This is a genomic window from [Anoxybacillus] calidus, assembly GCF_013760845.1.
GTDB lineage: Bacteria > Bacillota > Bacilli > Bacillales > Anoxybacillaceae > Paranoxybacillus > Paranoxybacillus calidus.
In genome coordinates this window covers 376,275-388,246 of sequence record NZ_JACDUU010000003.1, presented here as the reverse complement: position 1 = coordinate 388,246, position 11,972 = coordinate 376,275, and the positions used below count along the sequence as shown (strand labels likewise).

Sequence of the window (11,972 nt, the reverse complement as noted above, 5' to 3'; positions counted from 1 at the left end):
CAATAGTAACGGCTATAACCATTTATATTACACAATCAGGAGCCGGAATTATCTTTGGTATAGCAAGCTTTATGAATAGAAGTATTTTTTTATTAAGGGCCTTCTCACAAGGAAAAACAAGTCTGACTGTTAAGTCATATCACAATAAGGAGGACTATTATGAATAAAATAACAAAAATTAGTATAGGTGTATTCGGGATATTAGCATTAGGTATAGGGCTTTTTTCTTTCGCATTTGCACAAGGCATGAAGGGAGATGAGGATGAAGCTAAAAAGGTAAAAATACAGGCACAGGAATATATAAATAATACATTTAAAGATAAAACTGTTATTTATGGCACACTATTTGATAATATGGGTAACTTCTCAACATTTGAATACGCTGCTAGAGCAGAGAACAAAAAGGATCATACACAGTTTTTAGTCTATTACAATGAAGAAACAAAACAGATGGAAGACACCTATATTGCGGAGAAGTGGGAAAAGGAATTAGAAAACAATATACGTCCTTATATTGAGCAAAAGCTTGGTTCGCTGGATGAATTTTGGATAGAATATGATGAAAGGACCGGAATAACATATCACGTGAATCCAAATAAGCCAAGTAGTTATAAAGAATACGATGCGGCCCCTTTTATTCAGATATCTATACCTAGAGAGCCGGATAAAAAGGACGAAGAGATTTTTAACGAGATCGTATCATTTATTCAAAAGGATGCTGGATTAAAGCATGGAACAGTTTCTATGAATTATGTTAAAAAAGGTGTACCAATAGATGATAAAGAATGGCGCGAGACCTTTTAATAAGTTCTAAAGAGTATAATTGAGTAAACAAAAGGAGCTTAAAAAGTTATCTAAGCTCTTTTTGTTTAGCTATAGGCTACTCTGAAAATAAGAGGTATACAACAGTATAAACTCAATAATATCAACAATATAGCTTATTTTAATAAATCGTTGTGCCAAAACACACTAAACAAAAGTGTATATGATCAAATTAAGTTCAATCAAGGTTTCTGATGTTTTAATTTACGAAGCCTTCTCAAAACTACAGTGAATGGGGTTTATGCTTAGTTTTAAAAAGCGGCAAAAAATAACTGTTCCCAACCAGGGGAACTGCTGTAAATCTTACGGGACTTCAGATACTGATTTCGAATGGGGTGAGTCCATTGTTCTTTTCGTTCTTTCTACTTGTTTTTCGAACGTTCGGATCATCCGTAAACCTTCTTTCTTCTAAAAAACGATGAACACTTGGACACACCTGCATAAAACGAAATTCATTTTCGTATTGAAAAACGAACTCGTAATCAACCACTTAAATCTTGTATTTCTTATCTATTGTTCTCTTTTACGTCTTTGGTCACCTTGAACCTTTTGTAATTATAATTGTTATAATCTCTCCGTTCGCCGTATTCCCTTTTTAGACTTAACATCATTAATTAATTCATCTAGTAACTTTTCTTGATTAAATCCCCTGATTTTTGAGACGATAATGCCATTTTCTTTTTTAATAGTAAACGGCGTACCGTACCCCCCTAGTTCCTTAAATTCTTGAAAATATTCCTCATTTTCATAAATATCCCTTTCTTCAAACTCAATCCCCTTTTCAGTTAAGAATTCTTTTTGTTCTTTGCAATATTTGCAATTTTTCACCGAATATACAATAACTTCCATAATAAATACCTCCTATTTTTTAGTTTACATATAATGAAGAGAATTCTTAAAATGAATACCTTCTAGCTTGCATTTTTTCTATTTTGGATTTGGTCTTTTAATTCCCAAAAACCTGGTGTAGAATCGACATCGTATCCTTGGATATACATAATTAATTTACACTTTAATTCTTGTGCCAAATCTTCGCGTTCACTATAGTTAGTAAGGGTTAGGGACTTTCTTAATTTTGGTTCAAACAAATTAATAATGGTTTCTAATGCCTTTACATTTTTCTTGGATTCTTTTACTAATTCATATAGCATAACAAACATACTGTTCACTCCTTTCTATATTCTTTAATAACTTCGCTTAGTTGAAGAATGACTATCTCTAACTTTTCCAGTTTCTTTTCAAAACGTGAAAACAAGTAGATAGTAATCGCAATCGGAAAACCAAAATTACCTACAATTGTTATCCATTGAGGAAATTCAACTACAGTCATTTCTTAATCTCCCCCTTTTCATTGATAAAGTTATAAATATTTTTTAATGCTTTCTTGCGCGTTTTAGAGATTGCTTGTTGCGATTTGTTTAACACTTTGCTAATTTCTGTATCTGAAAGACCTTTCACATATGCTAAATTAATTACCTCTCTCTGTTTATCCGATAATGTTAGAATAGCCTCATAGAGTACAGGGTCAGCAATATAATCCTTTATATCATCGCTTTGTATAATCCATTCTATTTGTATTTCCGCTTCAGAGTCAGTAATCATGTCTTTAAACGAAATATCCTCTTCTTCCTTCAACGGTTTATCAACTGTCAATGTATATCGATTCAACATTTTACGGTATCGTTTATCAAAATTGACTGCATTAAAATATAAAGCAGTTGAAATAAATGCAGTAAATCTTATACCAAAATAAAATTTTTTAAATTCTTTATCTAATAACTCTTTGTTTTCATCTGTAGGATTACAAATAACTTCCAAAAACAACTTCCAATTCTTTTCATTTTTTAGAAATGATTTGATTATTGGATTTTCTAAAAATTCCTTATTCTGTTTTTTAAAGATTTCTATTTCTTGTATACAAAGGTTATCTAATCCTTTTAGATTCAAAATCTTACCCCCTTTTGTTAACAAAAATGAACATATGTTCTGTTTTTGTGTTCAAAAAAATGACCAATTGAAATCTTAGTCATAGAGGAAATACAATTTTTTGGATAAATCATTTACTTTTATGAATATTTTAAAATATTATATCACTCAATTTAAATTATTTTACAAAAATCCATAATTTTGTTAGAAGTTTTTGCTGATTCTTTTACTAACTCCAAAAGGAACTCTCTTTCCTCATTTGATGAATTTTCATCTAAACACTTTGTAAAGAAAGCTTGAGTTCTCCTAGCTTCACAAAAGCATTTGAGTAGCATTTCTCTATTTCGAGTTTCCATTTCTTTACCACCCTCTCTTTTTGAGTTTGGTTTTTTCTCCAAATTCAACAAATAAATCTCTTTATTGCGGCTCACTTTAATAGGAGTTGTATGTTCCATTAACAATTGATAGATTTCTATTTCTTTTAGTTCTCTTCGAAATAAACCTTCGTATTCTTCAATTAATAAAGCGATAGCTCCGGCTACATGAGGTGTAGCCATAGAAGTGCCAGATAAGACAGCATAACCATTTTTTAAATAGGCTGAATTAATTTTTACTCCCGGTGCATAAAGGTCAACTGATTCGTTTGTGTTAGAAAAGTAAGCAATCTCATTTAATTTATTGATTGCACCAACTTCTATTACCTCTTTATATGCTCCCGGATACCGATATTCATTTGTTTCTATATTCCCATCTCCGTCATTACCTGATGCAGCTACTACCGAGATATCATGAGCCACGGCTCTCTTAACCGCGTCATATAAATCGGAACTTGGGTTTCTGGTACCTAAAGATAACGAAATAATCTTTACTCGCTCACCCGCTGGACCTCTCCAATCAACAGCATAGTGAATCGCTTCAACTAGTGAGTTTATCGAACCGCTTCCAAATTGGTCTAACACTTTTAAGATGAGTAACTTTGCATTTGGGGCCACTCCCACTATTCCCTTACCATTTATCGAACCAGCTATTATTCCTGCAACATGAGTTCCATGTCCATTTGTATCTTCGAAAATACTGATGTCACCTCCATACTCTTCTGTAAAATTATACCCTCCTATTATCCTATCTTTTAAATCAGGATGATTAGTGTCGCATCCGGTATCAATTACAGCAACCACTACTCCTTTTCCTGTGTAACCTTGACTCCATTTATATCGCGAACCAATATCTAGAATATTTGAAGGTGGATTTTCTTCTGGTGAAGTAATTTCTAATAGATTAATTGGTAGAAGGTTTACTTCGTTTTTTTTCATATTGACCCTCCTATCATTTTTAGGATTATTCTATTTATAAAGAAATCTACTATAATGTATTTACAACCTTTTTTTAAAAAAATTTCCATTACTAATAAATAAGTTCCTTGCTTAATGTAAATTAATAAAAAATTGGCTAAAATTTTCTTGTTGTTCACGAACAAAAAGATGATTACTTGTATGAGATAGTGGATGAATTAAACTTAAATACGAACTTTGTGTTTATCAAACTTCGAGGCAATTACTGCAAAACAAATAAAGCGTGAAATGAACGAGAGAAACAAAGACGCTCTCATTGAATCATTGAAACGAAAAATCAAAAACTTAAAAGACGAAAACAAGCAATTACGGAAACAATTGAAAGTAGCTTACGCAGAAGTTTATAAACTGTCAAACGGAGGAACAATATCCCCTCCTTGTTTAACTAAAGCGTTGAAAAGTAGGATAAGATTTTAATGAAACCTTTCCCTAAACAAAAACGTATATGTAAAAAATGTATAAACGTATAAAAAGAGTATTGAATGAGTTCTTTTATAATTATCTTAATTATTGTTTTAGTTGTTCTTGTTAACTTCTTTTGGCTTGATGTAGATAGAAAAAGATAGGATTGGATGAGAAGCTGGAGTAAAATCCAAAAGATTATATTTTTTGGGTTTTTTATTGTTATTTCATTAGCTATTTATTTTGGATTAAGTACAGAATACTTTTAAGTTGGAATTTGTACTGTGTGAAAATGAATTTGATTGTTTAGCTAACGAGGGGCATTAATGGAATAAAAAACAAGGTAAGCAAACATATTAAACTTGACTAATATGTGCTTACCTTTATTTTTTAAGGATTTTTATATTTTAGGTCTTGATAAATGTTGTTTCTTGGAAGGTGATGATAATCAATCATGGCGAAACATCTCTATCCTAAAACAGAACATACGTTTACATATTACAAGAACACATATTTTTGTTTCGATATCCTTCTAAAATAAAAAAGCGCAATTCCCTTAGAAATTGCACTTACATTCCGCGAACAAACGGCAAGTTGTTATTTGTATATATTTTTTTAAATATAAGGAAATGGTACATAAACTCTTCAAACGTGAAAACATCTTCCGTATCAAACAAGTACATCTCAAAAAAGTTTGCTAGAACATCTGGGTCGAGATCATCTACTTCTCCTGATAACATAAGAGGATAACGAATGTTTTGAAACAATAAAGTATATCCAAAATCGTCAAAAATCTCTTCGACTTGTTCAATAGTCATACAATCTTCCTCCTTATCAGCAGTATTGGACAAAGAAGGGAGACTTAAACGAAACAAATAAGAAAAACGCCTTCTTTAGGCGCTTTTTCTTATACCTCTTCTAATTCCTCAACAGGAACTTCTCTTTTTTCTTCATGACTCCCACGCATATGAATGGTTGCTGTATTGTTTTGCTCATCATAGCTATCAATCCATACAGATACACCGTGATAATGAACAGTGATATCTGCTGGAGAGGAAACAATTTGTTTAACACGGTTCATATCCATTTTACAAACCCTCCTGCGATATATGTTACTTTCACAATGTTTATCTTTTCTTATTCAAGGAAATTTATGCAAAAAAAATGAACAACTGCACAAACTATTGCTAAATGATGACTTATTTTGGAGGAAACATGTATGAGATTTTATTTAATGAGTGCTTATCTTCGACTTCCATTATTTTCTCGTATTTTACTTACAGGCGGCAGCTTTGTTCTTTTATTCGGATTCTTGATTCATCTCATTGAACCAAAAACATACCGCACGATTTTTGATGGCATATGGTGGGCAATTGTCACAACCTCGACAATCGGATATGGAGATTTCGTTCCGGAAACAACGGCAGGAAAATTAATAGCGATTCTTCTCATTTTGTTAGGCACAGGATTCATCTCTGCTTATTTTGCCGCTTTATCGGCTGCAGCGGTTTCTAAAGAAAATGCATTAATGAACGGAAAGCTTGCCTATACAAAAGAAGGGCATACGATTATCATTGGCTGGAACGAACGAGTGAGGAAATTGTTAAGCCAATTAACGGAGTTTCGTCCTTTTATGTCCTTTGTCATTATTGATGAAACACTAGACAAACTTCCGATATCAAATAAAAACGTTCACTTTATAAAAGGAAATCCGACGTACGAGCATATCCTACATAAAGCTAACATTGCAAAAGCGAAAACAGTGTTGATTACTGCCGATCAGCATAAAAATGAAATGGAAGCAGATATGGCAGCGATTTTAACCTTGTTAACGATGAAAGGACTGAATCCCCATATTTATGCAATCATTGAAATTCTTACTGCTCATCAAGTGAACAATGCGAAACGGGCAGGAGCAGATGAAGTCATTCAGACGAATTCACTTTCTAGTTTTATGATGATGAACAGCATGTTATCTCCGGGAATTTCACAAATCGTTGAACATTTATTGGATCAATTAAAAGTCGAAAAATTGCAACCGGTCGATGCCCCTAACGATATGATTGGAAAGACTTTTAAACAAGGACATGAAATGCTTTGGGAACAGCAAATTCTTTTACTTGGCATTATTAGAGGAGAAGAATCTTATCTTAATCCTTCCCCTCATTTTGTCATTGAAAAAAATGACCAATTATTCATTTTGAAACATTAATGAAGCAAGGTTTCTTCCAATTCTTTTACTAAAGCTTTGCCAACATTAATATATTTTTCTGGAAACTGAGCGTCTGGATCCTGAGGCTCGGAAAACTGGTTGAGTGAAGTACCTAAATTGCCGACATGAACATTGTCATCTAAACCAACCTGATATTTGTGCGACAGCAAATACGGTCTTCCAAGCTTCACTGTTGTACCATGCGAATCAAGCTGCCCATCGACTGCTTCAAATGGCACGCGCAAAAATTGATAACCGACTTCATCATCAATTTTGTAGTCGAATGAGCCGTGGTCATAATCCCAGTTACCGCCAATCGTGTAACCGAGCGGCTTGAGCTCTTGTTCCAATTTATACAACCGGAATGTTTTCCCCTCAAGGCGAGAAGGAATTTCAATCATATGAACAACCTCCTTTTTTAGATAGGTTGCCCCAATTGTAAATATATTACTTATACAAAAAGAGGCTTTCCATAATAAGAAAGCCCCTCCGCTTATTTCAACCATTTTTGAAGTTCCATCTTCTGTCCATCTTGTTTTCACCTCTACCTTCCAGTCCCGTGGGTAATATTTGAAGCGAAGAAAAAACAACTGTTAGGGTATTTAAAGCCCCTTTCGGATAAGAAGATCTTTTTTACACATCTTTTTTTGTAAAATATTCTCTCTTTGTTGTTCAGCTATCACTCCTCCATCCAACATAGCTGTAAGATTAGAGACTGCTTAAATGCTCATGGATTAATTTCCATTCACCTTTTTCGTTTTTAACGAACACATTAGTGGCTCTACCACTACCCGAAACAAATTCTCCGTTATGATAACCTTCATAATGATAGGTATAAGTACAAGTTGCAGAATTTTGATCAACGGTTAACCAGTGTACATGGTTTGCAGTATAAACTTCTTCTTTAATGATATCCCAAGCATTTTCAAAATAATTTTGGATTTCTTGTATAGTTGTACATGTTTGGTCTGTAAACCAAAAAATAGCATTTTCATGCAACATTTTTTTCACATTATTGAAATCATGGGTATTCGTTGCCTCTATGTATTGCTGTAATGCTTTTTTATACCCCATTCATTAAACCTCCTGAACAACAATTGTTTCATTTAAATTCCTTATTCAATAATCCTCCCTAATACTGTTTGATAATTCCTGAAAATTCAAACTAATTCCAATATATATAATCCTTCTCATTTGAGAGGGCTTTTTGCGTATAAACATTTGCGCTTCTAAAATATACGTCACTTCTTTAGAAATAGTGAAAATGAATGGCTATGAAACGCTTTAAGCATTCTTCACATCATACATAGCTTCTTTAGAAAACAAATGTTGACCTTCGTTCTTTAACTAACGCACTCCTTAATTAAAAATAAAAACACTAAAGAAAAGCTACTAACCCCTCAAGATATCTTCATTGTCATTAAGATTCTTGATTTATTTGTCACATAGCCATTCTTTGTAAAAAATAACTCTGGTTTTCCTTCTCCTCTCTCTGTGGATAAATATGCTAAATCAACTTTTTTCTTTAAAAGAATGTTTTTTAAGTAATTGAGTAAGCTCGTACCAATTCCCTTTTGTTGAATATTAGCTAGAACGCAGATTTCATTAATGTAAAATCTTTTGCTATCTGCCCATTGCTCTTCGTTTCCAACTAAAAACCCCATTAATCGATTGTTGGAATCAAAATAACCTATTCCTATATATCCAGGAGTCTGACTTATATCTAACAATCGTTTATAAGATGTCTCGAAACTCCAAGATTCGTTCCAAGGTTCCGAACTAAAAACACAGGTGAAAACTTTAGCTACTTCTTCTAAATCTCTTTCTGATAATAAACGAATAGTATTCTCCATTAAAATTCCCCCTTGCAATAAACCTAGATAATTTCTCCATACAACATATCCCTTTTGAACTACCTTGTAGTTGACCAGAAAAATCTCATTAAATGCGAATCTAAATAAAATTTGCTGATCAGATTATTTCTTCGCTAAATTCCAGGTAATATAGCATTATCTTTTTTGGAAATACATTACCATAAACTAACTATTATTACCACATAATTCAAATAATTTCCTTCCCTTATCTTAATAAAAAAGTCCCTACCGTTTTGGCAGGGACTCTATTTTAAGCGCAATTTTTGTCCGACACGAATTAGATCAGGATTTTTGATGTTGTTCAACTTAACTAAACTTTGTACTGTTGTTTTGTACCGTCTTGCAATCGCGCTCAATGTATCGCCTTTTTTCACGATATAAACTTGAGATTCTTCTTTTATGTCTGCAGCTTTCACTAATCTCTTATTTCCAACCTTATCATATTTATAAAGTTCATATTTTTCAATGATATTCATTAGCTTCGCCTCATAATTCGGATCGGTGCAATATCCACATTCCTGGACTTTTTTGCAGGCGAGAATGTAGTTCGTTTCACCGATGATCGGACGATACTTGTTTTTATCCCAGGATACGCCGTTGTGGTAAAGTTGAGCTAAGTCTTCTAAACTCTCATACCAAGAAAGATATTTTCGGAAAGGTGCATCAATCGATACCTTTTTTCCTTTCTCATATTCATGAGTCCTCATCGTAATCGATTGCCCTTTATAACTTCCTTTAATCCCGAAAAGATTTTCTCCCTTCTGAGCTAGTCCACTTTGTCCATAATTACTCTCAAGGCAAGCCTGTGCAATCACAAAAGAAGTCAGAATTTTGTACTTTTTTTGAATCCGTTGCGCGTAAGGGACAATCGTTTTAATGAAGTCCATTCTACTCATCCTTTTTCTCCTCTCCTTTAAGGATCTCTACTGCTTGCATGAAGCTGTCTGGAACAGCTACTCCCATTCTTCCCGCATTTTCAAAAATACTTAACAATTCGTTGGTCATATAAAAAACGATAGTAGCATCTCGGAACATATTTTTTATTCCGAGCGCACTATCGACTTGATAAACAAGAGCAATCATTACAAATGATCATAACTTTTTTGACTATCCCTTTCAATCCAACTTTGCTAAATAATGTTTTCTCTATATATTCTGCAGCTACGCCGCTGCCATAATCAATAACACTCATCCAAATAGAGCAACAAGCAATCTAGTCGTTAAACCCACAATACCACCAAAAATGGCAGCACGAGTTTTGAAAACAACATCAAATCGTTCCATTCAATCACGCATTTCCTAATGAAATAAATAAAGAGCCTTAAAAAGCTCCTTATTGTCCTAAAGAACGATCAGTATAAGTTTATTCTTCTAATACTTCAATTTTAATTGCTTCTCCTTGACTTGGGGCTGATTCCTTTAATATCTCATTACAGTAAACTTTAACCTTTTGTTTTTCTTCTAACCGCGTTTTAGTTTCTTTGCTAATATTTTGAATATCGAAAACTACACCTTTAAATCGAAATAATTCATTTAGTTCTTTTTCAGTTTTATTCTTTATATCATCCTTTTCAATCGTTGAAATAACCCAAATGGAATCGTCATTTTTACTTATAATATAGCCTTCTTCCGAACACTCTTGATATTTAGGCCTTTCCTTTGTTTTAGACGTCTTTTTCCCACTCTCATTTGTACAACCAGAAATAATCACTGTTATTAAAAATAGAATCAATAACAGTCTTTTCACGCTATCAACCTTTCTACGCGTATGTTATTACTTTTTTAGTTAAAATATGTCAGAAAATCATTTCTATTCTTCGATTATTTCAACCTTTTTTGCACTAGTTTCTGCAGGGGTTGATAGGTTTACTGGTTGTCCTTTCTCCATCCACACAATCACTTTCTGCCCTTCTTGTACCTTTGAATAAATTTCTTTTTTGACATAGAAGTATGTGCCGTTCCTTTCTTTAATCAACTCCTGCTTTGTCTTATTTTCCACATCATCTTTGGTTATATTTCCGATAACAAGCAACTGATATACACCACCACGTTCACGCTTTTCAACAACGTAACCTTCCACCTTTAGATACTCTACATGAGTTGCACTGTCAGTCGAGTTATCTGTTGAACTCTGAGTTGAGCAAGCTGTTAAAAATAAAAACATACCTAAGAAAACAAATAGGACTTTCTGCATAATTATCACCTCCAATTTATTAGACGAATAAATAGTCATTTAGTTCCAGTTCATTTTGATTTATCTCTCTCCTCAAACGATTTTTCCTAAAACACCACCTTTGAATACCATCACTCTGTCATACGGTTACAGTGTATAACTCTCCAAATACAGGGGGCACTACACTTTCTCCGTCAAAAATCAAACGAGAGCGACCGCTGCTGTAATTCGAGTCCACCCTCGTAAATTGAATAATTTTTTCTTCTTTTTTGTTCATGAATTTCGAAAGAAAAAAATCATGGTCTATCATATGGACACTAGACTTCGTGTCTCATTCGAGCACCATCTTTGAGTGGTATCGTCCATCCGAACGTATTTTCCTTTGATGCCAAGAGGAGAATAATCAAATTCAAGTACATCCATGTAGTCGTATAACGGATTGATTAAAGTGACTTTCCCGTAAACTTGTGAGGCCTCGAAAGCAATGCCTGAACATATGCGTCAAGTGACTGGCTCTTCGGTTCGTCCCATTATACTAAACGACGATCGGCATTTAAGATAATATAACAGAAAAGGAGTCATCAATCCATGGGCATCCTTTCAAAAGTACAAAGACGGGGAAAAGCGGATGCTCAAACTGGACGTTGGGATTGGCCCATCGACCGGGAAAAGAAAGACAACAACGAAACGAAGATTTCGAACAAAGATAGAGGCGCAATTGGCCACTGCGAAATTAGAGTGTGAATTAGCGAACGGAGTATATATGAAAGTATATATGAAAGCATATATGAAGAAAAACGATCGACTGCTTGTATGTAAGAGAGGATTTGCTTGAATAGGTCGATACATACAAAAAAGGGAAGGTAAAAGAATGGACGTACCGAACACATTTGAGATACATCTATAAAGTATTTTATTCCTTCTTTCGGCCATATACGGGTAAAGGACATTTCCAGACATCAATACCAGAATTTCATTAATGAACTTTTGAAAACGAGAAAAGAGTCAACAGTCAAATACTTTCATAACACGTTCAACTTAGGCCACGAAAGCATCTCCATCACGGCGGATACGTACACCCCTATCACGAAAAAAATGAAAAAAGAATCGAGAAAAAGATTTTCGGAGTACATGTCAAACCACATTTGAAAAAATGTGGTCAAAATGTAGTCAAACACCATTTTTGCACTCCGAAAATCTGCTCTTTTTCT

General features: G+C 33.7%; 19 protein-coding genes and 1 pseudogene. 5 read left to right on the top strand and 15 right to left on the bottom strand.

The window, feature by feature from the left end; all coding sequences use genetic code 11:
- The first annotated feature begins 159 nt into the window (after positions 1 to 159).
- A complete protein-coding gene (locus tag HNQ85_RS08795) occupies positions 160 to 804 on the top strand; it encodes a hypothetical protein (RefSeq protein ID WP_181537356.1) in 645 nt (214 codons plus the stop codon).
- A gap of 582 nt (positions 805 to 1,386) precedes the next feature.
- Here the strand turns inward: HNQ85_RS08795 and HNQ85_RS08790 are convergent.
- The 5 genes from HNQ85_RS08790 to HNQ85_RS08770 all read right to left on the bottom strand — a co-directional run bounded on the left by HNQ85_RS08790 (position 1,387) and on the right by HNQ85_RS08770 (position 4,061).
- The gene (locus HNQ85_RS08790) at positions 1,387 to 1,671 is read right to left on the bottom strand and encodes a glutaredoxin family protein (RefSeq protein WP_181537355.1); all 285 of its coding nucleotides are present in this window, start codon (positions 1,669 to 1,671) and stop codon (positions 1,387 to 1,389) included.
- Between the two features lie 62 nt (positions 1,672 to 1,733).
- Positions 1,734 to 1,982, bottom strand: coding sequence for a helix-turn-helix domain-containing protein (locus HNQ85_RS08785; protein WP_181537354.1), 249 nt, complete (start codon positions 1,980 to 1,982; stop codon positions 1,734 to 1,736).
- Positions 1,983 to 1,987: 5 nt separating this feature from the next.
- Positions 1,988 to 2,152 (bottom strand): YvrJ family protein, encoded by a 165-nt coding sequence (locus tag HNQ85_RS08780; protein ID WP_083978747.1) that lies wholly within the window; start codon positions 2,150 to 2,152, stop codon positions 1,988 to 1,990.
- Positions 2,149 to 2,769 carry a sigma-70 family RNA polymerase sigma factor gene (locus HNQ85_RS08775; protein ID WP_181537353.1) on the bottom strand — a complete coding sequence of 207 codons (621 nt, stop codon included), beginning with the start codon at positions 2,767 to 2,769 and terminating at the stop codon, positions 2,149 to 2,151. The genes HNQ85_RS08780 and HNQ85_RS08775 overlap by 4 nt, the downstream gene beginning before the upstream one ends.
- A gap of 152 nt (positions 2,770 to 2,921) precedes the next feature.
- The gene (locus tag HNQ85_RS08770; protein ID WP_181537352.1) at positions 2,922 to 4,061 is read right to left on the bottom strand and encodes a S8 family peptidase; all 1,140 of its coding nucleotides are present in this window, start codon (positions 4,059 to 4,061) and stop codon (positions 2,922 to 2,924) included.
- 237 nt (positions 4,062 to 4,298) lie between these two features.
- Here HNQ85_RS08770 and HNQ85_RS17595 point away from each other — a divergent pair.
- Positions 4,299 to 4,448 (top strand): annotated as a pseudogene (locus HNQ85_RS17595) (DUF6262 family protein); the annotation flags it as partial.
- A gap of 623 nt (positions 4,449 to 5,071) precedes the next feature.
- Here HNQ85_RS17595 and HNQ85_RS08765 read toward each other — a convergent pair.
- On the bottom strand, positions 5,072 to 5,320 hold the full coding sequence (locus tag HNQ85_RS08765; RefSeq protein WP_181537351.1) for a hypothetical protein: 249 nt from the start codon (positions 5,318 to 5,320) through the stop codon (positions 5,072 to 5,074).
- Between the two features lie 89 nt (positions 5,321 to 5,409).
- Positions 5,410 to 5,589, bottom strand: coding sequence for an H-type small acid-soluble spore protein (locus HNQ85_RS08760; protein WP_181537350.1), 180 nt, complete (start codon positions 5,587 to 5,589; stop codon positions 5,410 to 5,412).
- A 132-nt stretch (positions 5,590 to 5,721) separates the two neighbouring features.
- Between HNQ85_RS08760 and HNQ85_RS08755 the strand changes: the two genes are divergently transcribed.
- A complete protein-coding gene (locus tag HNQ85_RS08755; RefSeq protein ID WP_181537349.1) occupies positions 5,722 to 6,714 on the top strand; it encodes a potassium channel family protein in 993 nt (330 codons plus the stop codon).
- On the opposite strand, the gene HNQ85_RS08750 is transcribed toward HNQ85_RS08755, so the two are convergent.
- From HNQ85_RS08750 to HNQ85_RS08720, 8 genes are all read right to left on the bottom strand, one after another.
- Entirely contained in the window at positions 6,711 to 7,115 is a 405-nt protein-coding gene (locus tag HNQ85_RS08750; protein WP_181537348.1) for a YugN-like family protein, read from the bottom strand. The genes HNQ85_RS08755 and HNQ85_RS08750 overlap by 4 nt on opposite strands.
- Before the next feature lie 307 nt (positions 7,116 to 7,422).
- On the bottom strand, positions 7,423 to 7,788 hold the full coding sequence (locus tag HNQ85_RS08745; RefSeq protein WP_181537347.1) for a YybH family protein: 366 nt from the start codon (positions 7,786 to 7,788) through the stop codon (positions 7,423 to 7,425).
- A gap of 326 nt (positions 7,789 to 8,114) precedes the next feature.
- The gene (locus HNQ85_RS08740; protein WP_181537346.1) at positions 8,115 to 8,567 is read right to left on the bottom strand and encodes a GNAT family N-acetyltransferase; all 453 of its coding nucleotides are present in this window, start codon (positions 8,565 to 8,567) and stop codon (positions 8,115 to 8,117) included.
- Between the two features lie 266 nt (positions 8,568 to 8,833).
- Entirely contained in the window at positions 8,834 to 9,484 is a 651-nt protein-coding gene (locus HNQ85_RS08735) for a glucosaminidase domain-containing protein (RefSeq protein ID WP_181537345.1), read from the bottom strand.
- Positions 9,477 to 9,671, bottom strand: a complete 195-nt coding sequence (locus tag HNQ85_RS17940; RefSeq protein ID WP_343046499.1) for a phage holin family protein — start codon at positions 9,669 to 9,671, stop codon at positions 9,477 to 9,479. Before HNQ85_RS17940 ends, HNQ85_RS08735 begins: the two co-directional genes overlap by 8 nt.
- The gene (locus tag HNQ85_RS17935; RefSeq protein WP_343046498.1) at positions 9,643 to 9,780 is read right to left on the bottom strand and encodes a phage holin family protein; all 138 of its coding nucleotides are present in this window, start codon (positions 9,778 to 9,780) and stop codon (positions 9,643 to 9,645) included. The genes HNQ85_RS17940 and HNQ85_RS17935 overlap by 29 nt, the downstream gene beginning before the upstream one ends.
- Positions 9,781 to 9,951: 171 nt before the next feature.
- Positions 9,952 to 10,335, bottom strand: a complete 384-nt coding sequence (locus HNQ85_RS08725; RefSeq protein ID WP_181537344.1) for a DUF3221 domain-containing protein — start codon at positions 10,333 to 10,335, stop codon at positions 9,952 to 9,954.
- 63 nt (positions 10,336 to 10,398) lie between these two features.
- Positions 10,399 to 10,782, bottom strand: a complete 384-nt coding sequence (locus tag HNQ85_RS08720; protein WP_181537343.1) for a DUF3221 domain-containing protein — start codon at positions 10,780 to 10,782, stop codon at positions 10,399 to 10,401.
- 607 nt (positions 10,783 to 11,389) lie between these two features.
- On the opposite strand from HNQ85_RS08720, the gene HNQ85_RS08715 reads away from it, so the two are divergent.
- The gene (locus HNQ85_RS08715; RefSeq protein ID WP_181537342.1) at positions 11,390 to 11,596 is read left to right on the top strand and encodes an Arm DNA-binding domain-containing protein; all 207 of its coding nucleotides are present in this window, start codon (positions 11,390 to 11,392) and stop codon (positions 11,594 to 11,596) included.
- A 68-nt stretch (positions 11,597 to 11,664) separates the two neighbouring features.
- A complete protein-coding gene (locus tag HNQ85_RS18055) occupies positions 11,665 to 11,910 on the top strand; it encodes a tyrosine-type recombinase/integrase (RefSeq protein ID WP_181537414.1) in 246 nt (81 codons plus the stop codon).
- Positions 11,911 to 11,972 lie beyond the last annotated feature (62 nt).

Bases quoted from the DNA above. Each gene is read 5' to 3' on its own strand.
- HNQ85_RS17940 (WP_343046499.1), bottom strand. From the start codon at position 9,671: ATGATTGCTCTTGTTTATCAAGTCGATAGTGCGCTCGGAATAAAAAAT.
- HNQ85_RS17935 (WP_343046498.1), bottom strand. From the start codon at position 9,780: ATGAGTGTTATTGATTATGGCAGCGGCGTAGCTGCAGAATATATAGAG.
- HNQ85_RS08795 (WP_181537356.1), top strand. From the start codon at position 160: ATGAATAAAATAACAAAAATTAGTATAGGTGTATTCGGGATATTAGCA.
- HNQ85_RS08735 (WP_181537345.1), bottom strand. From the start codon at position 9,484: ATGAGTAGAATGGACTTCATTAAAACGATTGTCCCTTACGCGCAACGG.
- HNQ85_RS08765 (WP_181537351.1), bottom strand. From the start codon at position 5,320: ATGACTATTGAACAAGTCGAAGAGATTTTTGACGATTTTGGATATACT.
- HNQ85_RS08720 (WP_181537343.1), bottom strand. From the start codon at position 10,782: ATGCAGAAAGTCCTATTTGTTTTCTTAGGTATGTTTTTATTTTTAACA.
- HNQ85_RS08740 (WP_181537346.1), bottom strand. From the start codon at position 8,567: ATGGAGAATACTATTCGTTTATTATCAGAAAGAGATTTAGAAGAAGTA.
- HNQ85_RS08785 (WP_181537354.1), bottom strand. From the start codon at position 1,982: ATGTTTGTTATGCTATATGAATTAGTAAAAGAATCCAAGAAAAATGTA.
- HNQ85_RS08755 (WP_181537349.1), top strand. From the start codon at position 5,722: ATGAGATTTTATTTAATGAGTGCTTATCTTCGACTTCCATTATTTTCT.
- HNQ85_RS08760 (WP_181537350.1), bottom strand. From the start codon at position 5,589: ATGGATATGAACCGTGTTAAACAAATTGTTTCCTCTCCAGCAGATATC.
- HNQ85_RS08790 (WP_181537355.1), bottom strand. From the start codon at position 1,671: ATGGAAGTTATTGTATATTCGGTGAAAAATTGCAAATATTGCAAAGAA.
- HNQ85_RS08780 (WP_083978747.1), bottom strand. From the start codon at position 2,152: ATGACTGTAGTTGAATTTCCTCAATGGATAACAATTGTAGGTAATTTT.
- HNQ85_RS08745 (WP_181537347.1), bottom strand. From the start codon at position 7,788: ATGGGGTATAAAAAAGCATTACAGCAATACATAGAGGCAACGAATACC.
- HNQ85_RS08750 (WP_181537348.1), bottom strand. From the start codon at position 7,115: ATGATTGAAATTCCTTCTCGCCTTGAGGGGAAAACATTCCGGTTGTAT.
- HNQ85_RS08715 (WP_181537342.1), top strand. From the start codon at position 11,390: ATGCTCAAACTGGACGTTGGGATTGGCCCATCGACCGGGAAAAGAAAG.
- HNQ85_RS08770 (WP_181537352.1), bottom strand. From the start codon at position 4,061: ATGAAAAAAAACGAAGTAAACCTTCTACCAATTAATCTATTAGAAATT.